Source organism: Streptomyces sp. NPDC008150 (assembly GCF_042956945.1).
Classification (GTDB): Bacteria; Actinomycetota; Actinomycetes; order Streptomycetales; family Streptomycetaceae; genus Streptomyces.
The window spans coordinates 628,751-650,211 of sequence record NZ_JBIBHJ010000002.1; the positions used below are offsets into that span (position 1 = coordinate 628,751).

Annotated in this window: 23 protein-coding genes; 14 read left to right on the forward strand and 9 right to left on the reverse strand. The window is 73.6% G+C overall.

Translation table 11 applies throughout. The features are described 5' to 3' along the window. The first annotated feature begins 1 nt into the window (after window position 1). The 3 genes from ACFZA0_RS08735 to ACFZA0_RS08745 all read left to right on the forward strand — a co-directional run bounded on the left by ACFZA0_RS08735 (window position 2) and on the right by ACFZA0_RS08745 (window position 2,677). Window positions 2–718, forward strand: a complete 717-nt coding sequence (locus ACFZA0_RS08735; protein ID WP_391013315.1) for a DUF4232 domain-containing protein — start codon at window positions 2–4, stop codon at window positions 716–718. Window positions 719–838: 120 nt separating this feature from the next. Beyond that, window positions 839–2,089: an SLC13 family permease gene (locus ACFZA0_RS08740; RefSeq protein WP_391013568.1), complete on the forward strand. Its 1,251-nt coding sequence runs from the start codon at window positions 839–841 to the stop codon at window positions 2,087–2,089. Between the two features lie 21 nt (window positions 2,090–2,110). Continuing rightward, a complete protein-coding gene (locus ACFZA0_RS08745) occupies window positions 2,111–2,677 on the forward strand; it encodes a universal stress protein (RefSeq protein WP_391013317.1) in 567 nt (188 codons plus the stop codon). Window positions 2,678–2,690: 13 nt separating this feature from the next. Here the strand turns inward: ACFZA0_RS08745 and ACFZA0_RS08750 are convergent, their stop codons facing one another. Then, window positions 2,691–3,659 (reverse strand): aldo/keto reductase, encoded by a 969-nt coding sequence (locus ACFZA0_RS08750; RefSeq protein ID WP_391013319.1) that lies wholly within the window; start codon window positions 3,657–3,659, stop codon window positions 2,691–2,693. A gap of 137 nt (window positions 3,660–3,796) precedes the next feature. Between ACFZA0_RS08750 and ACFZA0_RS08755 the strand changes: the two genes are divergently transcribed. Next, window positions 3,797–4,246 carry a nitroreductase/quinone reductase family protein gene (locus tag ACFZA0_RS08755; protein ID WP_391013321.1) on the forward strand — a complete coding sequence of 150 codons (450 nt, stop codon included), beginning with the start codon at window positions 3,797–3,799 and terminating at the stop codon, window positions 4,244–4,246. A 109-nt stretch (window positions 4,247–4,355) separates the two neighbouring features. Here ACFZA0_RS08755 and ACFZA0_RS08760 read toward each other — a convergent pair whose 3' ends face one another. Next, window positions 4,356–5,339: a cation diffusion facilitator family transporter gene (locus ACFZA0_RS08760; RefSeq protein WP_391013323.1), complete on the reverse strand. Its 984-nt coding sequence runs from the start codon at window positions 5,337–5,339 to the stop codon at window positions 4,356–4,358. Between the two features lie 114 nt (window positions 5,340–5,453). Here ACFZA0_RS08760 and ACFZA0_RS08765 point away from each other — a divergent pair, with 114 nt between their 5' ends. After that, on the forward strand, window positions 5,454–6,491 hold the full coding sequence (locus tag ACFZA0_RS08765; RefSeq protein ID WP_391013325.1) for a glutathione S-transferase C-terminal domain-containing protein: 1,038 nt from the start codon (window positions 5,454–5,456) through the stop codon (window positions 6,489–6,491). Window positions 6,492–6,580: 89 nt separating this feature from the next. Continuing rightward, on the forward strand, window positions 6,581–6,889 hold the full coding sequence (locus ACFZA0_RS08770; protein ID WP_391013327.1) for a DUF4235 domain-containing protein: 309 nt from the start codon (window positions 6,581–6,583) through the stop codon (window positions 6,887–6,889). Window positions 6,890–7,012: 123 nt separating this feature from the next. Here ACFZA0_RS08770 and ACFZA0_RS08775 read toward each other — a convergent pair whose 3' ends face one another. Continuing rightward, window positions 7,013–7,405, reverse strand: a complete 393-nt coding sequence (locus ACFZA0_RS08775; RefSeq protein WP_391013329.1) for a VOC family protein — start codon at window positions 7,403–7,405, stop codon at window positions 7,013–7,015. Between the two features lie 524 nt (window positions 7,406–7,929). Here ACFZA0_RS08775 and ACFZA0_RS08780 point away from each other — a divergent pair. Then, window positions 7,930–8,334, forward strand: a complete 405-nt coding sequence (locus ACFZA0_RS08780) for an anti-sigma factor antagonist (RefSeq protein WP_391013331.1) — start codon at window positions 7,930–7,932, stop codon at window positions 8,332–8,334. Between the two features lie 54 nt (window positions 8,335–8,388). On the opposite strand, the gene ACFZA0_RS08785 is transcribed toward ACFZA0_RS08780, so the two are convergent. Next, the gene (locus ACFZA0_RS08785) at window positions 8,389–9,339 is read right to left on the reverse strand and encodes a ribose-phosphate diphosphokinase (RefSeq protein ID WP_391013333.1); all 951 of its coding nucleotides are present in this window, start codon (window positions 9,337–9,339) and stop codon (window positions 8,389–8,391) included. 299 nt (window positions 9,340–9,638) lie between these two features. On the opposite strand from ACFZA0_RS08785, the gene ACFZA0_RS08790 reads away from it, so the two are divergent. Next, the gene (locus ACFZA0_RS08790; protein WP_391013335.1) at window positions 9,639–10,334 is read left to right on the forward strand and encodes a DUF4230 domain-containing protein; all 696 of its coding nucleotides are present in this window, start codon (window positions 9,639–9,641) and stop codon (window positions 10,332–10,334) included. A gap of 132 nt (window positions 10,335–10,466) precedes the next feature. On the opposite strand, the gene ACFZA0_RS08795 is transcribed toward ACFZA0_RS08790, so the two are convergent. Beyond that, entirely contained in the window at window positions 10,467–10,703 is a 237-nt protein-coding gene (locus tag ACFZA0_RS08795) for a hypothetical protein (RefSeq protein WP_391013337.1), read from the reverse strand. Between the two features lie 118 nt (window positions 10,704–10,821). Between ACFZA0_RS08795 and ACFZA0_RS08800 the strand changes: the two genes are divergently transcribed. The 3 genes from ACFZA0_RS08800 to ACFZA0_RS08810 all read left to right on the forward strand — a co-directional run bounded on the left by ACFZA0_RS08800 (window position 10,822) and on the right by ACFZA0_RS08810 (window position 13,916). After that, window positions 10,822–11,865, forward strand: a complete 1,044-nt coding sequence (locus ACFZA0_RS08800; RefSeq protein ID WP_391013339.1) for a PHP domain-containing protein — start codon at window positions 10,822–10,824, stop codon at window positions 11,863–11,865. 75 nt (window positions 11,866–11,940) lie between these two features. Further along, window positions 11,941–12,612, forward strand: a complete 672-nt coding sequence (locus ACFZA0_RS08805) for an HAD-IA family hydrolase (RefSeq protein ID WP_391013341.1) — start codon at window positions 11,941–11,943, stop codon at window positions 12,610–12,612. 329 nt (window positions 12,613–12,941) lie between these two features. Continuing rightward, entirely contained in the window at window positions 12,942–13,916 is a 975-nt protein-coding gene (locus tag ACFZA0_RS08810) for an oxidoreductase (RefSeq protein WP_391013343.1), read from the forward strand. A gap of 91 nt (window positions 13,917–14,007) precedes the next feature. On the opposite strand, the gene ACFZA0_RS08815 is transcribed toward ACFZA0_RS08810, so the two are convergent. Next, window positions 14,008–14,265 (reverse strand): hypothetical protein, encoded by a 258-nt coding sequence (locus ACFZA0_RS08815; RefSeq protein WP_391013345.1) that lies wholly within the window; start codon window positions 14,263–14,265, stop codon window positions 14,008–14,010. An 89-nt stretch (window positions 14,266–14,354) separates the two neighbouring features. Further along, window positions 14,355–15,677, reverse strand: a complete 1,323-nt coding sequence (locus ACFZA0_RS08820) for an ROK family protein (RefSeq protein WP_391013347.1) — start codon at window positions 15,675–15,677, stop codon at window positions 14,355–14,357. A 225-nt stretch (window positions 15,678–15,902) separates the two neighbouring features. Between ACFZA0_RS08820 and ACFZA0_RS08825 the strand changes: the two genes are divergently transcribed. Beyond that, window positions 15,903–17,156: an aromatic acid exporter family protein gene (locus tag ACFZA0_RS08825; RefSeq protein WP_391013349.1), complete on the forward strand. Its 1,254-nt coding sequence runs from the start codon at window positions 15,903–15,905 to the stop codon at window positions 17,154–17,156. An 81-nt stretch (window positions 17,157–17,237) separates the two neighbouring features. Further along, window positions 17,238–18,305 carry a hypothetical protein gene (locus tag ACFZA0_RS08830; protein WP_391013351.1) on the forward strand — a complete coding sequence of 356 codons (1,068 nt, stop codon included), beginning with the start codon at window positions 17,238–17,240 and terminating at the stop codon, window positions 18,303–18,305. Window positions 18,306–18,337: 32 nt separating this feature from the next. Here the strand turns inward: ACFZA0_RS08830 and ACFZA0_RS08835 are convergent, their stop codons facing one another. Together ACFZA0_RS08835 and ACFZA0_RS08840 are read right to left on the reverse strand one after the other, a co-directional pair. Further along, window positions 18,338–19,060, reverse strand: coding sequence for a DUF2470 domain-containing protein (locus tag ACFZA0_RS08835; protein ID WP_391013352.1), 723 nt, complete (start codon window positions 19,058–19,060; stop codon window positions 18,338–18,340). Window positions 19,061–19,212: 152 nt separating this feature from the next. Further along, on the reverse strand, window positions 19,213–19,821 hold the full coding sequence (locus ACFZA0_RS08840) for a TetR family transcriptional regulator (RefSeq protein WP_391013354.1): 609 nt from the start codon (window positions 19,819–19,821) through the stop codon (window positions 19,213–19,215). A gap of 108 nt (window positions 19,822–19,929) precedes the next feature. Between ACFZA0_RS08840 and ACFZA0_RS08845 the strand changes: the two genes are divergently transcribed. Next, window positions 19,930–21,423, forward strand: a complete 1,494-nt coding sequence (locus ACFZA0_RS08845; protein ID WP_391013356.1) for a cytochrome P450 — start codon at window positions 19,930–19,932, stop codon at window positions 21,421–21,423. The last annotated feature ends 38 nt before the right edge of the window (window positions 21,424–21,461 follow it).

Here is a 21,461-nt window from a genome sequence, read left to right on the forward strand (position 1 = left end):
GATGGCGAAGACAACCCGGTCGTCGCGGCGGGCGGCCGTGCTCGCGAGTTCGGCCGCCGTGCTGGGTCTGTTGACCGCCTGCGGCAACGGCGGTTCCTCGGCGTCGCCGGAGCACGAGTCGGGCACGGCCGCACCCGCGACCGAGAACCCCTCGGCGTCCGGCTCCCCCTCCGGCGACGCGAGCACCGCGCCGGACAGCGCGGCCCCCGAGGACGCGGGCACGTCGACGGTGACGGCGAGCGGGAAGGCGTCGTCCGGGAGCAGCACGCCGAAGTCCGACCCGGGTTCCGGCTCCGGCGGCCGCTGCCACACCTCGGAACTGAGCGTCTCGGTGGGCGGCAACGACCCGGGCGCCGGCCAGGAGAACTTCCCGGTCGTCCTCACCAACTCCTCCGGCGCCACCTGCACCGTGCGCGGCTTCCCCGGCGCGGCCTTCGTCGACGGGTCGGGCAAGCAGCTCGGTTCCGACCCGGAGCGGGCCGCCGGCTCCACCGCGAAGACGGTCACGCTGAAGCCCGGCCAGAGCGCGTGGGCGGGGCTGACCTTCTCCAACCCCGGGATCAGCGGCGCGAAGACGGCGACACCGGCCACCCTGGTGGTCACGCCGCCCGACGAGGAGGACCCGCTGAAGGTGCCGTGGAAGGGCGGCGCGGTGCCGGTCTCGGGCAACTCGTCCTCGGTACGGCTGACCGTGTTCAGCGCGGGCAGCGGCGCCTGACGCATCCGGGAACGGGCGCACGGGGCGGGCGCGGCGCGCAGGGCCCCGTGCGCCCGGTCCCGGGGCGGTGACCTGCTTTGATGGGCTCGCCCCGCTGATCGCGTCCAGGAGGACAGAGCCCTGAACACCCCGCTCGCCGAGGCCCTGTCGGTCGTCCTGCTCGCCGCCGTGCTGGTGTGGGCCGTCGTCCGGCCGCGCGGCTGGCCCGAGGCGGCGCTCGCCGTCCCGGCGGCCGGTGTCGCGATCGCCACCGGGGCGATCTCCCTCGACCACGCGAAGGACGAGATCACCACGCTGGCGCCCGTCGTCGGCTTCCTGGCCGCGGTGCTGGTGCTGGCGCACTTCTGCGACGTGGAGGGCCTGTTCCGGGCGAGCGGCGCGTGGACGGCCCGCTGGGCGCGCGGCCGGCCGGTGCGGCTGCTGACGGCGGTGTTCGCGCTGGCGTCGGTGATCACCGCGGTCCTCAGCCTGGACGCCACGATCGTGCTGCTCACGCCGGTCGTCTTCGCCACCGCGTCGCGCATGGGCGCCCGGCCCAAGCCGCACGTGTACGCGTGCACGCACCTGTCGAACACGGCCTCGCTGCTGCTGCCGGTCTCCAACCTCACCAACCTGCTGGCGTTCACGGCGAGCGGGCTGACCTTCCTGCACTTCGCGGGGCTGATGGTGCTGCCGTGGCTGGTCGCGATCGGCGCGGAGTACCTGGTCTTCCGGCGCTTCTTCGCCCGCGACCTCGCGTCGGCCGCCCCGGCGCCGAGCACGGAGGAGCCGCCGCCGCTGCCGCTGTTCGCGCTGGTCACCGTCGGCTGCACGCTGGCCGGGTTCGTGGTGGCCTCGGCGATCGGCATCGAGCCGGCGTGGGCCGCGTTCGCCGGGGCCCTGGTGCTCGCGGTACGGGCGACGGTGCGGCGGCAGGCGACGCCGGTCACGGTGGTGCGGGCGGCGGCGCCGATGTTCCTGGCGTTCGTCCTCGCCCTCGGCGTGGTGGTGCGGGCGGTCGTCGACAACGGGCTCACCGACGCGCTGCGTCACCTGCTGCCCGACGGTACGGGCCTGTGGGCGCTGCTCGGCATCGCGGCGCTCGCCGCGGTCCTGGCCAACGTGATCAACAACCTGCCCGCGGTCCTCGTGCTGCTGCCGCTGACGTCGGCGGCCGGCCCCGGTGCCGTGCTGGCGGTGCTGCTGGGGGTGAACATCGGCCCGAACCTCACCTACGCGGGTTCGCTGGCGACGCTGCTCTGGCGGCGGATCGTGCACCAGCACGACCATGGTGTGGACCTCAAGGAGTTCACCCGGCTGGGACTGCTCGCCGTGCCGTCGGCGCTCGTCCCGGCCGTGGTGGCACTGTGGGTGTCGCTCCAGGTTCTCTGAGGCCCGAGGAGGCCGACCGCTGTGCGTGTGATCGTCTGGCTCGTCGAAGGCACCTGGCCCGCGTGCGTGGACGCCGTGGGCACCCACGCCCCCGACGCGTCGGAGGTGGTCCTGCTGCACGTCAGCGAGGACACCCTGCCCGACGTGGCGCACGGGGCGTTCGCGGGACTGCTCGGGCGGGGCAGACCCGAGCGCGACCCGGGCGTCCGGCTCACCGACCTCGGCAGCGCCTCCGCGGCGGAGCTCATGGACGCGGCGGCCGCGCGGCTCGGCCGGCCGTGCACCCGGGTGGAGCGGGCGGGCCGGGTCGAGCGGGAGGTGGTGGCCGCCGCCGAGGACGCGGACCTGCTGGTCCTCGCCCGCGACGGCGACCGTGACCGCCTGGGCCCGCACAGCCTGGGCCCCGCCGTGCGGTTCGCGGTCGATCACGCGCCGTGCCCGGTCCTGCTCGTGTGGCCGGAGGCGGCACCGGACCTGGCGACCATCCCGCCGCCCCCGCCGCACCGCCCGGACGGTCCCCCGCCGCCCCCGCCGCACCACCCCGACGGTCCGCCACCGCCCCCGCCGCACGGACCGCCACGCCCCTGACGGCTCCGGCGGGTCAGTGCCCCTTGACCGCGTGCGGCGCGTACGGGCGCTCCAGCTCCTCCAACTCCTTCTCCTCCAGCGTCAGTTCGACCGCAGCCACCGCGTCCTCCAGGTGTCCCGGCTTCGAGGCGCCCACGATCGGGGCGCTCACCCCGGGCCGGCCCAGCAGCCACGCGAGGGCCACCCGGGCGCGCGGCACACCGCGTTCGGCGGCGATCCGGGTGACGGCCTCGACGACGGCGCGGTCGCCGTCCGCGTAGAGGCTGTCGCCGAAGCGGTCGTTCGCGCTGCGCCGCGTCGAGACGTCCCAGTCGCGGGTGAGCCGGCCGCGCGCCAGGGGGCTCCACGGCAGCACGCCGACACCCTGGTCCGCGCACAGCGGCAGCATCTCGCGCTCCTCCTCGCGGTAGAGGAGGTTGTAGTGGTTCTGCATGGACACGAACCGCGTCCAGCCGTGCAGGGTCGCCGTGTACTGCGCCTTGGAGAACTGCCACGCGTACATCGAACTGGCGCCGATGTAGCGGACCTTGCCCGCCTTCACCAGGTCGTGCAGGGCCTCCATGGTCTCCTCGACCGGGGTGTGCGGGTCGTAGCGGTGGATCTGGTAGAGGTCGACGTAGTCGGTGCCGAGGCGGCCGAGGCTGAGGTCGATCTCCGACATGATCGCCTTGCGGGACAGCCCGCCGCCGTTGGGTCCGGGCCGGGTGCGGCCGTGCACCTTGGTGGCGAGCACGATCTCGTCGCGGCGGGCGAAGTCGCGCAGCGCGCGGCCGACGATCTCCTCGCTGGTGCCGTCGGAGTAGACGTTCGCCGTGTCGAAGAAGTTGATCCCGGCCTCCAGCGCCTGCCGGATCAGGGGGCGGGACGCCTCCTCGTCGAGGGTCCAGTCGTGGGTGCCGCGGTCGGGCAGCCCGTACGTCATGCACCCGAGACAGATCCGCGACACGTCCAGACCGGTCGAACCGAGCTTCACGTACTGCATCGTTGGTACTCCTGCCTTCGGAAGGAAGCGTTCCGGGACGGAACGCGATAGGGATGATCCTCGTACGGGTCGATGTTGGACCGTGGTGCGGACAGGCCGCGGGACACCGCGACGGACGACGACGGAACGGAAGTGCCATGCCTCTGGAGGGCGAGTACGAACCCAGCCCCGAGAAGTGGGTGCGGGACCAGGTGGAGCAGTACGAGGGCTCCGGCGGCACCGAGGGAACGACCTTGCGGGACACGGGACTTCCCGTCATCCTGCTGACGACCCTGGGTGCCCGCAGCGGGAAGATCCGCAAGACGCCGCTGATGCGCGTCGAGTACGACGGCAGGTACGCGCTGGTCGCCTCGCAGGGCGGCGCGCCCAAGCACCCCGTGTGGTACTTCAACGTGAAGTCGGAGCCGCGGGTCGAGCTCCAGGACGGGCCGGTCAAGCAGGACATGAGGGCCCGTGAGGTCACCGGCGACGAGAAGGCCGTGTGGTGGGAGCGGGCCGTCGCGGCGTTCCCGCCCTACGCGGAGTACCAGAAGAAGACCTCCCGCGAGATCCCGGTGTTCGTGCTGGAGCCGTCCGACGGGCACTGATCCCCGGTGTGCGTGCGGGGGCCGGGCCCCGCGGGAGACCGCGGGACCCGGCCCCGGGAAAATCATGGCGCGCGGTGTGTGGGCGGCCCGGCGATCGGGCACCCGGCCGTCAGGCCCCGCCGCGCTCCCCCGTCGCGGCGGGGCTTCCGTGCTCCTCCCGGTGCGCGTTGCGGTCGGTGACGTCGAGGAAGATCTGGTCGGCCTCGCCGACGGTGTTGTAGATGGAGCGCTTGATGCGCACGGCGACGTCCTCGACCTCCTCGCTGTCCAGGCCGGGCACCAGGTCGACGCGGGCCGTCACGATGGCCGAGTCGAGGCCCATCTTCATGGTGAACAGGGCCTCCACGCTGTCGATCTCGGGCTGGGCCTCCAGCAGGGCGCGGATCTTCGCACTGGTCTCGGGGTCGGCCGCCTCCCCGATGAGCTGGTCGCGGGCGTCCTTGCCGAGGCGGTAGGCCACGTAGACCAGCAGGACACCGATCGCGATCGACGCGGAGCCCTCCCAGACGACGTTCTTGGTGACCATGTGCAGCACCATGCCGATGATGGCGAGCGTCACGCCGAGCACCGCCGTGCCGTCCTCGGCGACGACCGTGCGCAGCGCCGGGTCCTTGAGGCCTTCCTTGCCGCCCGCCTTGCGCACCTGGAGCAGCGCCCGCAGCAGTGAGACGCCCTCTGCCAGCAGCGACACGACCAGGACGGCCAGGCCCACCATGTATCCGGTGAACGTCTCGTCGGAGCCCTTACGGATCGCCTCGTAACCCTGGTAGAAGGAGAAGCAGCCGCCCATGACGAAGATGCCGACGGCTGCGAGAAGCGCCCAGAAGAAGCGCTCCTTGCCGTAGCCGAAGGGGTGCCGGTCGTCGGCCGGACGGCGGCTGCGGCGCAGGGCGGCCAGCAGAAACACCTCGTTGAGGCTGTCCGCGACCGAGTGGGCCGCCTCCGAGAGGAGGGCCGGCGATCCGGCGATCAGACCGCCGACGGCCTTGGCCACGGCGATCACCAGGTTGGCCGCCAGGGCAACCCAAACGGTGACGCGTGTCTTGCGGTCCGCGTCCTTGCCTGTCTTCTTGTTCTCGGATGTCCCGCTCACCTTCGCCGAATGCCCCTCCGGTCAGGGATCACACCGTGCCGTCGGCGCAAATCGGGGAACGCGGGAAGAAGGTTCGCGGGGTCCGTGCACGACGTGACGAGAGGGAGTGATGCCATGAGTGAGGGCGACGGGGGCGGCACGCCGGGCGGGGGCAACAGCGCGCTGGGCAGGAAGACGTTCAAGAGGTCGCGGAGCCACTTCGCGGACCGGATCACCGCCGACGGCCGGGACGGCTGGCCGGTGGAGGCCGGACGGTACCGGCTGGTGGTCAGCAGGGCCTGCCCGTGGGCGAGCCGTGCCGTGATCTCGCGGCGGCTGCTCGGGCTGGAGCAGGCACTGTCGCTGGCGGTCACCGACCCGGTCCAGGACGACCGGAGCTGGCGCTTCACGCTGGACAAGGGCGGCCGGGACCCGGTGCTCGGGATCCGCTATCTGAGCGAGGCCTACGACAAGCGGGAGACCGGCCATCCGGGCGGGGTGAGCGTGCCCGCGATCGTCGACGTGCCCAGCGGCCGGCTCGTCACCAACGACTATCAGCAGCTCACCCTGGACCTCGCCACCGAGTGGCGCGACCTGCACCGGCCGGGGGCGCCCGATCTGTACCCGCGGGAACTGCGCGCCGACATCGACGCGATGGCGGCGGCGATCTTCGAGGACGTCAACAACGGCGTGTACCGGGCGGGCTTCGCCACCGGCCAGGCGGAGTACGCGAGCGCGTGCGCGGACGTGTTCCGGCGGCTGGACCTGCTGACGCCGCACCTGGCCCGGCAGCGGTACCTGGTCGGCGACACGATCACCGAGGCGGACATCCGCCTGTTCACCACGCTGGTGCGCTTCGACGCGGTTTACCACGGCCATTTCAAGTGCAACCGATGGAAGCTGACCGAGAACGAGGTCCTGTGGGCGTACGCCCGCGATCTTTTCCAGACCCCGGGATTCGGCGACACGGTCGACTTCGACCACATCAAACGGCACTACTACCAGGTGCACGCCGGGATCAACCCGACCAGGATCGTGCCGCTGGGTCCGGACCTGGGCGGCTGGCTCGCCCCCTCGGACCGGGAACGGCTGGGCGGACGTCCGTTCGGCGACGGCACGCCGCCCGGTCCGGTGCGCTTCGGCGAGGAGGTCTCGCCGCGGGGCAGGCCCTGACCGGTCCGGCCCGGGGGACTCCCCCGGGCCGGCGAAGACCCGACGAGCACCCGTACCGCCACGACCAACCAGCACCTGAAGGAGTTCCAGTGTCCAAGTCGAAGACCGCGAAGCGGAAGCTCCCGCTCGCGTATCAGCCCGTCGGTTTCGTCCTGGGCTGGGTGGGCGGGTCGCTCGCGGGGATGGCCTTCCGCGCGACGTGGAAGGCCATCCGGCACGAGGACGACGCACCCGACGCCCTCGACCCGGAGCGCGGCTGGGGCGAGATCCTGTTCGCGGCGGCGGTGCAGGGCGCCATCTTCGCGGTGGCGCGGAGCGCCATGGACCGCACGGGCGCCAAGGCCATCGAGCGCTCCACCGGTGTGTGGCCCGCGAAGAGCAAGGGCGGCCGGGACTGACGGCGTTCCGACGCGCGGGACGGACGGCGGGTGCATTGCCCGCCGTCCGCCTTTTCCGTACCGCCCGTCCGCCGTCCGTCGGCCCTTTCCGTTCGCCCCTCTGCGTTCGTGCGTTCCGGGGACTCAGCCGGTCTTGGGCGCGGACTGCGGGGCCAGGCGCAGGGTGAAGGAGTGTCCGGAGGGGTCCGCGTAGCCGCGTTCCTCGTACCGGCCGGAGGTGTCGCGGGTCTCCAGCGCGCGGCCGCCGAGGCCGATCACCCGGAGCTCCGCCTCGTCGAGGTCCTCGACCAGGAAGTCGAGGTGGACCTGGAGGGAGTTCTCCGGGCGGGGCCAGCTCGGCGGAGTGGCGTTCGCGTCGCGGCGGAAGCCCAGCTTCGTGCCCGCGGCGCCGGTGATCTCCACGAGGTTGGGGGTCGCGCGGGTCTCCTCGCCGTCCAGGAGTTCCGCGTAGAACGCGGCGAGCTTCTCCGGTTCGGCACAGTCCAGCACCACGACGCCCGATTTCACCAGTGACATGTCTTCTCCGTCGTTGTCGTGAGGCCGGGGGCGGGGCGGTGGTGCCCCGTCCCTCCGCTTCCTCCGGATTGCCGCGCACGGCGGATTCAGTCGACTTCCGGCCGTCCGGTGCGGCGCGGGGCCCGGACGGACGGACCGAACGGCGGCCGGAACCAGGCCCGTTGAGCACAACGCGGAGAGCGGTCCGGCGGTACGGGCGTACGCCGGGCGCACCGCCGGACGGTGCTCTGACCGGCGGGGTCGGCGTTCGCCGCGGACCGGCCGCGGGCGCGGCGGGAGACAGGCGCGCGGACTCCGTGCCGCACGGGCCACGGCGACCGACCGATCGGTCGATCTGCATCCCAAGACATATGTCAATCGAACATGCTCAGATTCACTCGATCGGGGGTAACTTGCAGGGCGGGCAAGGGAATTGGCACCCCAAGGGGGAAAGAGGCGCGTCTACCCTGATCGGGAGTCGCCACCCCGGCCCCCGGTGAGATGCGGACCCCTCACACAGGTTTGCCGGTTGGAGGCCAGTCGTCGTGCAGCAGGAATCCGCCCCGCCCAGCCGGCATCTGCGCGTGCGCGAGGAACGGGGTCACACCGTCCTGGAGTTCCTCGGCGAGATCGACATCGCGGCGGCCCTCGACATCCTGCCCCCGCTCGACCGGGTCACCGGGCGGACCGGCGCGCGGGTCGTGATCGACCTCGGGGAGGTCGACTTCTTCGACTGCTCCGGACTGCGGCTGCTCTACCGCGCCCGCCGCCGGGTCCTCGACCACGAGGGCACCCTGCACCTGGTCTGCGCCGACCCGCTGACCCTGCGCATCCTGCGGCTGACCGGCCTCGCACGGCTGCTGCCGCCCCGCCCGACGCTGGTGGCGGCGCTGGACGCCGCGGCCAGGGAGAGCGACAGCCAGGAGACGGCGTCCGGGCCGCCCGCGTGAGACCAGGGGACCGCCCGCGTGAGACCCGGCAGGCGCGCGGCCGGTCGACTCCCGTTATTCGACGGGGGCGTCGAACAGGGCGCTGACCGACTCCCCGTTGTGGATGCGGCGCACGGCCTCCGCGAGGGCCGGGGCGATCGACAGGACGCGCAGCTTGTCCGTGTACTCCTCCGCCGGGACCGGCACCGTGTTGGTGCACACGATCTCCAGCACGTCCTCCTGGTCGCTCAGGCGCTTCAGGGCGCCCGCCGCGAACAGGCCGTGCGTGCACGCGACCCGGATCGAGCGCGGGCCCAACTCCCGCAGCCGGTCCAGCAGTTCCAGCACCGTGCTGCCCTTGGCGATCTCGTCGTCGAGCACGATGACGTCCCGTCCCGCCACGTCGCCGATGACGGAGCTGATGCTCACCCGGTCGTCCGCGAACCGCTGCTTGGCACCGGCCGCGACGCGCGCGCCGATCAGCCGGGCGAAGGCGGCGGCCTCCTTGGCGTTGCCGAGGTCGGGCGAGACGACGGTGGTGCGCGACAGGTCGTACTGCCGGAAGTGCGCGGCGAGTTCGCGCAGTGCGTGCAGATGGTCCACGGGCACCGAGAAGAAGCCGTGCACCTGCGGCGAGTGCAGCGTCATCGCCAGCACCCGGCTCGCCCCCGCCGCGACCATCAGGTCCGCCACCATGCGCCCGCCCAGCGAGATGCGGGGAGCGTCCTTCTTGTCGGAGCGGGCATACGAGTAGTGCGGCATCACGACGGTGATGCGGCCGGCGGAGGCGCCTCGCGCCGCGTCGCACATCAGCAGCAGTTCGACCAGGTTCTCCTGCACCGGCTTCACCAGCGGCTGCACCAGGAAGACGTCCCGCTCACGGCAGTTGGCCTGGAGCTGCACCTCCAGGCAGTCGTTGGCGAAACGGCTGACCCTGGTGGGCCGCAACGGCACCCCCAGGTGCGCGCAGAGTTCCGTCGCGAGTTCGGGGTGGGCACTGCCGGTGAACACGGCGATGTCTCGCACGGTCCGCTCCTCGAATGATCATCCGGGTGGGCGGCCTCATCGTACTGGCCCCGCGACGGACGCCGGACCGGCCGGGGTCCGGCCAACACGGCCGGAAAAGACGCCTGTTCGAGGCCGGCGCACGGTCCACATCCCGGACCGCGCGGGAGAACGACCGGATCGTGGAACAGACTGTCCCGTTCTGTCACCCCGGTGTCCTTTCACAGATCGTTTCGGGACGAGGGTGTAACCAACGGCCCGGTCTGGCACGGCATTTGGCGGGCATCTGAGTGTCAGCAGGAAGAAGGAGGAGGACCGTCATGACGACGTCCGTCAAGCGCGAGCGCGATTCCGAGCGCGAACCCAGGCGCGAACCCAGGCGCATGCCGGGCTGGGCGAAGGTGGTCACCGCCATCGTGCTGGTGCTCGTGGTGTTCTTCGCCGGCATCCGGCTGAGCGTGCTCCCCGGGCTGAAGGATCTCTTCGGCACGGAGACCAACGACCGTTCGGGCCCGGCGCTCCTCAAGTCCATCCAGGACATGAGCCGTTACAACGCGGCGTCCGGCAACTTCCAGGTGGTCGTGGACCTGGAGAAGGACGCCAAGTACCTGCCCGACGCGATCCGCGGCACCCGCACCCTCTACGTCGGGGCGGGCACCGTCGAGTCGTACGTGAACCTCGGCGGCATCGGCGGCAAGGACGTCCAGGTCAACGACGACCGGACCGTCGCCACGCTGCACCTGCCGCACGCGCAGCTCGGCAAGCCGGCGCTGGACCCCGACCGCTCCTACGCGGTCTCCAAGTCCCGCGGGCTGCTCGACCGGCTCGGCGACCTGTTCTCGGACAACCCCAACAGCGAACAGGCCGTGCAGAAGCTGGCGGTCAAGCACATCAGCGCGGCCGCCAAGGACAGCGAACTGACCAAGCGCGCCGAGACGAACACGACGGACATGCTGGAGGGGCTGCTGCACTCCCTCGGCTTCACGACCGTGACCGTCACCTACGGCACCGCCTGACCGGGCGTCCGGAACGGCGCCCCCGAGCCGCTCGTTCCCGCACCGGTCCACGACGGGCCCCGCACCGCCTCCCGGCGGCGCGGGGCCCGTCCCGCGTCGCCGTCCCGCGTCACCGTGCGTCGACGTCCGGCCTCAGTGCGGCTGCCAGGTGAACTTGTCGCCGCCGACCCAGCGCACGACGTCCGGGTCGTCGAGGTCGTGCACGGTCAAGCCGCGCGCCGCGGCGGCCACGAGGACGTCGACCACCGTCGTCGCCTCGCCGACCACCTCGCCGTCGATCTCCACGATCCGGAACGGGGGCGTGCCCGGCTGCACACCGAGCACCAGGATCCTGGGGCCGGCAAGGTGGGGGCTCGCGATCTCGGTCATGGACAAAAGGGTAGATCGCGGGCGGCGACCGCGGGACGTCGGGATCACCCGCACGGGGGCCGCCCCGTCCGCCGTGCGCCGCCCGCCGCCCTGCGCAACCCTGGACACGGAGGTGGCGATGGACCCCCTGGACGCACTGGACCGGATCGCCTTCCTGCTGGAACGGTCCCTGGCGCCCACGTACCGCGTGCGCGCCTTCCGCACCGCCGAGCGGGTGCTGCGTGCCCTGCCCGCCGACGAGGTCCGCACACGGGCGGACGACGGCTCCCTGGAGTCGCTGCGCGGCGTCGGGCCGAAGACCGCGGCGGTGGTGCGCGAGGCGCTGGCCGGACGGGTGCCCGGCTATCTGGAGAAGCTGGAGGGCGGGGACGCCGGGGAGCGGCCGGTCACCGCGGGCGGCGAGGCACTGCGCGCCCTGCTGCGCGGCGACTGCCACCTGCACTCCGACTGGTCCGACGGCGGCAGCCCGATCGAGGAGATGGGCCGCGCGGCCGCCCGGCTCGGCCACGAGTGGGCCGTGCTCACCGACCACTCGCCGCGGCTGACGGTGGCCCGCGGCCTCTCCCCCGAGCGGCTGCGCGAACAACTGGACGTGGTGGCCCGGCTCAACGAGACCTGGGCACCGTTCCGGCTGCTGACCGGGATCGAGTGCGACATCCTCGACGACGGCTCGCTCGACCAGGAACCGGAACTGCTGGCGCGGCTGGACCTGGTGGTGGTATCCGTGCACTCGAAACTGCGGATGGACGCGGCCGCGATGACCCGCCGCATGGTGGCCGCCGTGCGCGACCCGCACTCCGACGTCCTCGGCCACTGCACGGGGCGGCTGGTCACCGGGCGCGGCCGGCCCGAGTCGGAGTTCGACGCGGAGGCGGTCTTCGCCGCGTGCGCCGAGACGGGCACCGCCGTGGAGATCAACAGCCGCCCCGAACGGCTCGACCCGCCGCGCCGGCTGCTGCGGCGGGCGGTGGCGGCGGGGGTCCTGTTCGCCGTCGACACCGACGCGCACGCGCCCGGCCAGCTCGACTGGCAGCCGTACGGCTGCGCGCGGGCCGAGGAGTGCGGGGTGCCGCCGGAGCGCGTGGTGAACACCTGGGCGCGGGAGGACCTGCTGGCGTGGACCCGCGAACGCCGCGTCCCGGCCACCGGGCCGGGGCGCTGACGCGGACGGGTGCCCGCACGGCGCTTGGCCGCGGTCACGCGTGGTACTCGGGTGCCGAGGAAAGGGGAAACACCGATGGAACCGGTACGGGCCGCGGTCTTCGACGTCGACGGCACCCTCGTCGACACCAACCACCTGCACGTCGTCACCTGGTGGGAGGCCTTTCGCCAGGCCGGTCACACGGTGCCGACGCACGCCGTGCACCGGGCGGTCGGGCTCGGCTCCACCGACCTGATCGCCCACCTGCTGGGCGACGACCGCGACACGTCCGCGGACGCGGACATCAGTGCCGCCCACACCGCGCTGTACGGCCAGTACTTCGGCAGGCTGGCCGCCTTCCGGGACGCGGCCGCCCTGCTGCGGCGGCTGCGCGACGACGGCCTGAGCGTCGTGCTCGCCACCTCGGCCGGCGGCCCGGAGCTGGAGGCGCTGCTCGGGGCGCTCGACGCGGACGACGCGATCACGGCGACGGCGAGCGCGGACGACGTCGAGTCCGGCAAGCCCGCCCCCGACCCCGTCGAGCACGCCCTGGAACTGGCCGGCGCGACACCGGAACAGGCCGTGTTCGTGGGGGACACGGTGTGGGACATGGAGGCCGGCGGGCGCGCGGGGACGCGGTGCGTGGGCCTGCTGTGCGGCGGCATCCCCCGGCGGGCCCTGGAGGCGGCCGGCGCCGACGCGATCCACGACGACCCCGCGGACCTGCTCGCCTCCCTGGCCGACAGCCCGTTCGCGAAACGCGGGTGACGGTGGCGCGGGTGACGGTGACGCACGTCACGGGGGCCGGCGGCGGGGCGGGGAACACGCGAGGGTGGTTCACCGTTGAACCGTCCGTGGGTGCGGATGGGACAGTGTCCCCGGGCCTCACCTTCCGCCCACAGGGAAGATCGTTCGGCTGAAGCCCTGTGGAGCCCTCCGCCGCGAGGCGACCGCCATGCGCGCCCACACCCTGGCTGCCCCGACCGTGATTCCCCCGTCCGGTCGGGGCTTTCTCGTGCCCGGCGGCGGTCCGGGGCGCGAGCGGCACGCGGCGCGGGCTTGACTTCGAGAGCACTCCAATCCGTAGCGTGCTGGACATGACCGACACGCGTACCGCACAGCACAGCATCGGATCCGGGTTCGGCGCCGAGAGCACCGCCGAGGAGGTTCTCGCGGGCATCGACCTGACCGGGAAGCTCGCCGTGGTCACCGGCGGCTACTCGGGACTGGGCCTGGAGACCACCCGGGCGCTGACCCGGGCCGGCGCCCACGTGGTGGTGCCCGCCCGCCGCCCGGCAGCCGCCGCCGAGGCGCTGACCGGCATCGACGGCGTCGAGGTGGACGAACTGGACCTCGGCGACCTGGACAGCGTCCGCGGCTTCGCCGAACGGTTCCTCGCCTCGGGCCGCACCATCGACATCGTCATCGACAGCGCCGCCGTCATGGCCTGCCCGGAGACACGGGTGGGGCCGGGCTGGGAGGCGCAGTTCGCCACGAACCACCTGGGCCACTTCGCCCTGGTCAACCGGCTGTGGCCGGCCATCGAGCCGGGCGGGGCCCGCGTGGTGTCGGTCTCCTCGATCGGCCACCAGCGCTCCGGCATCCGCTGGGACGACGTCCAGTGGCGCGAGGACTACGACAAGTGGGGCGCCTACGGGCAGGCCAAGACGGCGAACGCGCTGTTCGCCGTGCACCTGGACGCGCTGGGCCGGGAGTCCGGCGTACGGGCGTTCTCGCTGCACCCCGGCGGCATCCTCACGCCGTTGCAGCGGCACCTCTCCCGGGAGGAGCAGGTGCGGATGGGCTGGATCGACGAGGACGGCAAGCCGCTGAACCCGGCCGGCTTCAAGTCCCCGGAACAGGGCGCCGCCACCCAGGTGTGGGCGGCCACCTCGCCGCGCCTCGACGGGCTCGGCGGCGTGTACCTGGAGGACTGCGACATCGCCGAACCCGCCCCCGAGGACGGCGGGCGCAGGGGTGTGAAGACCTGGGCGACCGACCCGGAGCAGGCGGCCCGGCTGTGGGCGCTGTCGGCGGAGCTGACCGGCGTGAACGCGTTCGCGGACCGCTAGGCACCGCGCGCCGCGCCCGGCGGGCGCCGCGCACGCGCAAGGACGGCCGCCCCGCGCTCGGGGCGGCCGTCCGCACGCCGGGTGCGCCGCGTCAGGCCGGCGACTCGTCCGGCACCGGGCTCTCCGGCCGGACCTGTCCCGAGCGCGGTGCGCCGGGCCGGCCGGCGCCCGCCTCGTCGGTGTCCGGCAGTTCGGTGTCCGCGGCGCCGTCGTGCGGGTCGTCGCCGCCGTCGGGCCGTGCGGAGACGACCTCCCAGGGGTCGTCGTCGGCCCCGGCCTGCTGGTCCGGCATGTCGCGGGGAACGGGTGCGCCGGTCTCGCCGGGTGCCTCGTCGCGGTATTCGGTCACGGTGTCTCCTCCCTCCGCCCGGTCAGGGCGTGGGCGCGGGTACCGTGCCGGACCGGCGCGAAACCCCGGCGCGCGGTGCGCGCACCGCGTCAGTGCGGCGCGCGCTCGTCGAGGGCGGTGCGCCAGGCCGGGGGCGGGCCCTGCGGCACGGGCTCGGCGCGCCGGCCGCCGCGGGCGAAGAAGTCGGCCAGCGGCAGGATCGCGGCGCCGACGGTGACCGCGTCGGGGCCGAGCAGACCGAGGTCGATGCTGACGCGGGCGGCCGGGTACCGCAGCGCGTACGCCGTCGCGTGGTCCCGTACGGCGGTCAGGAAGCGGCGGCCGAGCTGGAGGCCGGCCCAGCCGCCGACGAGGATCCGCTCGGGCTGGAACAGGTTGATCAGGTCGGAGAGGCCCGCGCCCAGGTACTCGGCGGTCTCCTCCAGGACGGCCAGCGCGACGGGGTCGGCGGCCGCCGCGTCCGTACCGCCGGGGCCGCCGGACCCGGTGCCCTCGGGCGGATAGGCGGCGTCGAGCAGTGCCGTCAGGGCGCTCTCCTCGTCGATGCCGTCGGGTGCCCGGCCGCCCTCCTCGCGCCAGCGGGCCAGCAGCGACTCGGCGCCCGCGTACGCCTCCAGGCAGCCCAGCGCGCCGCAGCGGCAGCGCCGCCCCCGGACCCGCACCGTCAGGTGCCCCCACTCGACCGCGCGGCCCTGTTCGACCTCCGGGGTGACCAGGCAGGCGCCGACACCGGAGCCGAAGAGGACCACCGCGGCGTTGCGGGCGCCCCGGCCGCCGCCGAACCACATCTCGGCCTGGCCGAGCGTCTTGGCGCCGTTGTCGATGAAGTGGGGCACGCTGTCCGGCAGCCGGGACCCGGCGCGGAGCAGTTCCTCCAGCGGCACGGCGTCCCAGCCGATGGTCTGGCCGTGCACGACGGCGCCCCGTTCCGGGGTGTGCTCCACGATGCCGGGGACGCCGATGCCGACGCCGAGCAGCGCGTCGGGGGCGATGCCCGCGGTGTCGAGCACCTCGGCGATGCCGTCGCGGATGTGCCCGACGATGACGTCGACGTCGTAGCCGTGATGGGCCAACTGGCGGTGGGTGCGCGCCAGTTCGGTGAGGGCGAGGTCGAACAGCTCGACCCGGACCCGGGTCTCCCCCACGTCGACGCCGATCATGTGACCGCTGTCCGCGGCGACCCGCAGCAGGGTGCGGGGCCGGCCGCCGTCGGAGTCGACGCTGCCGGCCTCCTCGACCAGGCCGTCGGCGACGAGGTCGGCGACGACGTTGCTGACCGAGCCGGAGCTGAGCCCGGTCGCGGGACCGAGTTCGAGGCGGCTGAGCGGCCCGTCGAAATAGAGCCGTTGCAGCACGGCCGCGCGATTGCCTCGCCTGAGGTCGCGCACCGTACGCCCGTTCCGCCCCGCCATGTGGCTCCTTCCGAACCCTGTCCGAGCTGCAAGATACCCCTGCGGGATCGTCCGGCGCGATTTCCCCGCCCCCTTAACTCACACAGTGAATTAACAGGGTGCCGCTGCGCTTCCGGCCGCTCCCCCGTGATGTCCGCGCCGCCGACCAGGGGTTTTTCACGGCGCGTCAGCTTCGGAAACGGACGATCAAGGTATTCGGGCGGGAGATGGGGGAACAGCACGAAGATGCTCGATGTACGAAAGTGGCCGACGTTTCTCGCGAGGCGCCTCAAGCGGTATCGCAATCCGGTGTTGGCGCAGGCCCTGCGGGCCACCGCCGCGGCGACGATCTCGTACGTCATCGCCCTCCACCTCAGCCCCGAGTCGGCCCCGCTGACCTCGCCGCTGACCGCGCTGCTCGTCGTCCAGGTGACCCTCTACCAGACGCTCACCACCGGCATCAAACGTGTGAACTCCGTGGTGGCGGGCGTCTTGGTCGCCATCGCGTTCAGCCTGCTGGTGGGTCTGACCTGGTGGAGTCTGGCCCTGGTGATCCTGGCCGCCCTGGGGGTCGGCCACCTGGTGCGGGTGGACGAGTTCGTGGCCGAGGTGGCGATCAGCGCCATGCTGGTGCTGGGGGTCACCGCCGTCGGCGACTACGCGTGGGCCCGCGTGCTGGAGACCCTGATCGGCGCGGTCGTCGGACTCACCTTCAACCTGCTCTTCGCACCTCCGGTGTGGACCGACCGGGCCGGGGAGTCCATCGAGGGTCTGGCACGCGACGTACGGCAGTTGATGCTGCGCATGGGCGAGGAGGCGGCGGGCCGCGCGCCCGTCGACCGGCAGGCCGCCCGGCTCTACGAGGCCCGCCGGCTGGACAACGCCGTCGCCGGGGTGGACGAGTCGCTGCGCCAGGCCGAGGACAGCCTGCGGTTCAACCCGCGGGTCAAGGAGGGGCTGATGCACCGGGTGGTGCTGCGGACCGGCCTGGACACCCTGGAGATCGTCACGGTGGTGCTGCGGGTGCTGGCGCGCAGCTTCACGGACCTGGCCAAGAAGCGGGACGCGTCGCCCCTGTTCGGACCCGAGTCGGGGGCCGCGGTGGAGGAACTGCTCGCCCGGATCTCCGACGCCGTGGTCAGCTTCGCGGTGCTCGTCACCACCGACCTGAGCGCGAACGCGGAGTCGGCGGAGGAACGGCTCGCGGAGGAACTGCGCTCCGCGGCCCTCGCCCGCGACCGGCTGGCCGACGTGCTCCTCGACGAGGTCAGGCAGAGCCCCCTGGACTGGCAGCTGATGGGCGCGGTGCTCACCGAGGCCGACCGCATGCTCGACGAGCTGGACACCGAGCACCGCACCCGCAGGCTCTTCGAGGAACTCGACCGCGCCTCGGTGGCACAGCGCGAGCGCCGGTCCCGGCTGAGCCGGCTGCGGTCGCGGCTGGGGGCTCCCCTGGCGCGGCGGAACCGGACCGGGGCGCAGGCCCGTCGTTCCTCCTGACGGCGGCGCGGGCGGGCCCGTACTGTGCGGACGGTGAACGCCCGGCCCGCGCGCGGGTCTTGACGGAGGGGAGCGGAACAGATGGCGAGCACCGTACGGATCGACGGCGACGCCCTGCGGCTGCCGGGTGGGGTGTCGGTGCGGTTCGTGCGCACCCTGCGGCTGCCCGAGACGGGCACGCATCCGCTGCCGCCCGGCCTGGGCAACTTCCCGCTGCGCCGGGTCTCCGACCACCCGGACACCGTGCCCGAGCAGTGGCTGGCGCGGGGAGGGGTGATGCTGCCGGTGTACCTGCGCGAGGCGATGTGGCTGAGCTTCGCCGGGTCGGCGGAGCCCGCCGCGCTCCAGGTCGGGGTGGGCAAGGTGTGCGCGGTGTCGGGCGAGCCGTGGAGCGACCGGCTGGCGCGGGACCCGCAGAACTACGTGGTCCTGCCGCGGCAGCCGTGGCTGGACGGCATCAACTCCGGGCGCGGCACGGTGCGTCAGTTCGTGGCGGTGCCGCTCGGTCTCGGCGCGACCGTGGAGGGGCAGGTGACCGGCGAGGAGGTCTGGGGCGGCGTGCAGTTGCAGTCCCGCCCGCTGGCTCCCGGGCCGTTGGAGCGCTGGCGCGAGGCACAGCGCCGGCTGCGCGCCCGGGAGCGGGCGCGCGGCGCCTCGGCACCTGGTGCGGCGGCGGGCGGTGTCCCGTTCCCGATGGCCTCCTACGGCGCGGCGCCCCCGGCTCCGGGTGCCCCGCCGCCCTCGCCGGCCGCCCGTTCGGGGGCTCCGGCGGCGATGGGGCTCGGGGTGGGCGGCACGATGCGCCAGGAGGTCTACCGCGACGAACGCCCGCTCGCGGACTGGGCGGACGAGCCGGCGGGCCGGGTGTTCGTGCATCTGCTGACCCCGCCCGAGTGGCGGCGGATCACCGGGGAGGCGCCTCCGCCCTCGCCCGTGGACCGGGCCGCGTACACGGCGGCGGGGCTGCCGTGGTTCGACTACTACGACCAGGACGCGGACGACCTCGACGCGGCGGCGCCCCTGGAAGGGGTCAAGCCGGTCGGGGACTGGCTCGGCGACGACCAGGCGGCCTGGCAGGACCCGTCGGCCCACCAGACGAAGCCGCTGGGGGACGCGCCGGGCAGCGCGGTGACGGACGGCGACTGGTAGGCGCCGTCCGGCACGGCGGGGACCCGGGTCGTCTACTCCCCCTCGGCGTGCCTGCGCTGAAGGGTCCGCGGGCACGCCGGGGCGCTGGCCCGGGTGAGCAGGACGTGCATGCGCTCGGTGAGGTCGCCGACGGTGTCGGCGGGCGTGTGGAACGGCAGGCGCACGTCGCCGTGGGTGCGGGCGCGCTCGATGCGCAGGGTCAGGCCGTGCCGGTCGACGGCGAGGGGCCGCACCCGTACCGCGCCGTGCAGGCTCTCGGGCTCGACGAGCCGGGTCAGGCGCTCGACCGCGTCGCCGTGCGCGTCGGCGAGGTGGGTGAGCAACTGCGCCTCGGCCGTGGCCAGCGGGTCGGGTTGGGAGGACGCGAAGTCCTCCAGGCCGACGACGACGGCGCCCGAGGGGCGGCGCAGCATGACGCGCGTCGGCCGGAGGACCAGGTGCGGCCCGTCGGGGGCGAACCAGCCGGCGATCCACAGCCGGGCGCGGACCCGGTTGCGCACCGGTACCGGCGCGACGTCCGCGAACTCCAGTACGGCGGAGGGCTCGCCGCGCGGTGCGAGGACCGCCGCCGCGAGGAGGGCGCTGTCGTCGGGCACGTGCAGGAGCACCCGGCCGTCGTCGGACACCGCGTGCGCGCCGACGAGGTCCTCGCGGCCGCCGTCGGCGGTCACCGCGCAGGACCAGGCGGCGGCGAGCACCGAACGCGCCCGTTGGGCCGCGGTCGGTGCGGCGGTCCACGTGTGGCTGTGTGCCATCCCAACCTCCGTAATTAGGTAAGCCTTGCCTAACGTACCCAAGATCGGGGTGTACGCCAACCTCGCCCCCGTACCGGGCGCGGCGTGTCACGGAGAACCGTGCGGCGGAAGCGGGTTGAGCCCGCCGGGCCGGTGCGTCCGGTCCGGCCGGTTCAGGCCGCGAGGACGCCGAGCAGCGCGCGGGCGCACAGGTCGCGCACCTGCTGCCGGGTCAGGTCCGGACCGCGCAGCCACTCCAGGCAGACCGCGGTGGTGAACGCCAGCCAGCCGCGCACGGCGAGCGTCACCCCGGGAGCGAGCGCCGCGTCCGTGCCGAACTCGGGATCGGCGGCCAGCGCCGCCAGGATCTGCCGCTCCTGCGCCGCGAGCGCCTGGCGGTAGACCCGCCGCACCGTCTCGTCACCGGCCGCGTCGGCGCGGTGGAACGCCCGGTAGCCGTGGGCGTGGGCGGCCACGTACTCCAGGTACGCGTCGAGCCCGGCGGTCAGCTGCTCACGCACGGGCACCCCCGGCACGGCGGCCGTCATGCGCAGCATGCGGTCACTCTCCCGCTCGACGACCGCCGCGAAGAAGTCCCGCTTGGTGGGGAAATAGTGGTAGAGCAACCCCCGCGAGACCCCGGCGATACCGGCGACCCGCTCGATACGGACGTCGTCGTACGGGCTCTCCGAGAACAACCGCGCCCCGACGAGCAGGAGTTGCTCCCGACGCTCCGCGGTGCCGAGCCTGCGGCGGACGCGCTCGCCCTCGTTCCCGGCCATGCCCGCACCTTACTTGACGCCGGTTCAACGACGGGACCAGACTGGAACGCGCTATTGAACCGACGTACAACACGCTCGACTTGCCGCCGCGTCAAGGGAGTTCGCGTCATGGCCGGGACGACGACCGCCGCCGCACCGGCGGCGCAGCCGAAGGGTTTCCGCACCGCCGAGCTGGGCTGGCCCGAGCTGCACCGGATTCCCCACCCGCCGCACCGGGTTCCGTTCCTCGGCGACGTCGTCGGCGCCAACAGGCGTACGCCGCTCCAGGATTCGGTGCGCATCGCGCGCCGGCTCGGGCCGGTCTTCCGGCGCCGCGCCTTCGGCAAGGAGTTCGTGTTCGTGTGGGGCGCGCCGTACGTCGCGGACCTGGCGGACGAGACACGGTTCGCCAAGCACGTCGGCCTCGGCGTCGCCAACCTGCGCCCGGTGGCCGGGGACGGGCTGTTCACCGCGTACAACCACGAGCCCAACTGGCAGTTGGCGCACGACGTGCTGGCCCCGGGCTTCAGCCGGGACGCCATGGCCGGCTACCACCGCACGATGCTCGCGGTCACCGCGCGGCTCACCGCGCACTGGGACCGCGCGCTCGGCGCGGGCCGCACGGTGGACGTCCCCGGCGACATGACCAGGCTGACGCTGGAGACCATCGCCGGCACCGGCTTCGGGCACGACTTCGGCTCCTTCGAACGGGACCGGCCGCACCCCTTCGTCACCGCGATGGTCGGGACCCTCGGTTACGCGCAGCGCCTCAACTCCGTGCCCGCGCCGCTGGCCGGCCTGCTGCTGCGCTCGGCGACCCGGCGCAACGCGGCCGACATCACGTACCTCAACCGCACGGTCGACGGCCTCGTACGGGCGCGGCGGGAGGCCGCGCACGACGGGCCGGGCGCCGAGGGCGGCGACCTGCTGGACCGGATGCTGCGCACCACGCACCCGCGGACGGGCGAACGGCTGTCGGCGGAGAACGTCCGGCGGCAGGTCATCACCTTCCTGGTGGCCGGCCACGAGACCACCTCCGGCGCGCTGTCGTTCGCGCTGCACTACCTGGCCCGCCACCCGGAGGTCGCCGCGCGCGCCCGCGCCGAGGTGGACCGGGTGTGGGGCGACACCGCCGAGCCCGGCTACGAACAGGTGGCCAAACTCCGTTACGTGCGACGGGTGTTGGACGAGACGCTGCGGCTGTGGCCGACCGCCCCCGCCTACGCCCGCGAGGCGCTCGGCGACACCGTGCTGGCCGGCGAGCACCCGGTGCGGACCGGCGCGTGGGCGCTGGTGCTGACGCCGATGCTGCACCGCGACCCGGACGTATGGGGCCCGGACGCCGAGGAGTTCGACCCCGACCGCTTCGACGCCGCGGCCGTGCGCGCCAGGCCCCCGCACGTCTTCAAGCCGTTCGGGACGGGGGCGCGCGCCTGCATCGGCCGCCAGTTCGCGCTGCACGAGGCGACCCTGGTGCTCGGACTCCTGCTGCGCCGCTACGAGTTGACCCCCGACCCGGCCTACCGGCTGCGGGTGACCGAGCGGCTGACCCTGATGCCGGACGGTCTGCGCCTGGGCCTCACCCGTCGCCCCGCCGCCGCGACCGGCCCGTCCGGCCGCTGAGAGCGGGGCCGTTGGGACCGGCGGGGAGTCCGGGGGCA

What these genes read in the sequence shown, in the direction of transcription:
- ACFZA0_RS08765 (WP_391013325.1), top strand. Translation starts at nt 5,454, where the DNA reads ATGAGTGAGGGCGACGGGGGCGGCACGCCGGGCGGGGGCAACAGCGCG.
- ACFZA0_RS08735 (WP_391013315.1), top strand. Translation starts at nt 2, where the DNA reads ATGGCGAAGACAACCCGGTCGTCGCGGCGGGCGGCCGTGCTCGCGAGT.
- ACFZA0_RS08800 (WP_391013339.1), top strand. Translation starts at nt 10,822, where the DNA reads ATGGACCCCCTGGACGCACTGGACCGGATCGCCTTCCTGCTGGAACGG.
- ACFZA0_RS08755 (WP_391013321.1), top strand. Translation starts at nt 3,797, where the DNA reads ATGCCTCTGGAGGGCGAGTACGAACCCAGCCCCGAGAAGTGGGTGCGG.
- ACFZA0_RS08830 (WP_391013351.1), top strand. Translation starts at nt 17,238, where the DNA reads ATGGCGAGCACCGTACGGATCGACGGCGACGCCCTGCGGCTGCCGGGT.
- ACFZA0_RS08795 (WP_391013337.1), bottom strand. Translation starts at nt 10,703, where the DNA reads ATGACCGAGATCGCGAGCCCCCACCTTGCCGGCCCCAGGATCCTGGTG.
- ACFZA0_RS08810 (WP_391013343.1), top strand. Translation starts at nt 12,942, where the DNA reads ATGACCGACACGCGTACCGCACAGCACAGCATCGGATCCGGGTTCGGC.
- ACFZA0_RS08790 (WP_391013335.1), top strand. Translation starts at nt 9,639, where the DNA reads ATGACGACGTCCGTCAAGCGCGAGCGCGATTCCGAGCGCGAACCCAGG.
- ACFZA0_RS08820 (WP_391013347.1), bottom strand. Translation starts at nt 15,677, where the DNA reads ATGGCGGGGCGGAACGGGCGTACGGTGCGCGACCTCAGGCGAGGCAAT.
- ACFZA0_RS08805 (WP_391013341.1), top strand. Translation starts at nt 11,941, where the DNA reads ATGGAACCGGTACGGGCCGCGGTCTTCGACGTCGACGGCACCCTCGTC.
- ACFZA0_RS08840 (WP_391013354.1), bottom strand. Translation starts at nt 19,821, where the DNA reads ATGGCCGGGAACGAGGGCGAGCGCGTCCGCCGCAGGCTCGGCACCGCG.
- ACFZA0_RS08845 (WP_391013356.1), top strand. Translation starts at nt 19,930, where the DNA reads ATGGCCGGGACGACGACCGCCGCCGCACCGGCGGCGCAGCCGAAGGGT.
- ACFZA0_RS08775 (WP_391013329.1), bottom strand. Translation starts at nt 7,405, where the DNA reads ATGTCACTGGTGAAATCGGGCGTCGTGGTGCTGGACTGTGCCGAACCG.
- ACFZA0_RS08825 (WP_391013349.1), top strand. Translation starts at nt 15,903, where the DNA reads ATGCTCGATGTACGAAAGTGGCCGACGTTTCTCGCGAGGCGCCTCAAG.
- ACFZA0_RS08750 (WP_391013319.1), bottom strand. Translation starts at nt 3,659, where the DNA reads ATGCAGTACGTGAAGCTCGGTTCGACCGGTCTGGACGTGTCGCGGATC.
- ACFZA0_RS08835 (WP_391013352.1), bottom strand. Translation starts at nt 19,060, where the DNA reads ATGGCACACAGCCACACGTGGACCGCCGCACCGACCGCGGCCCAACGG.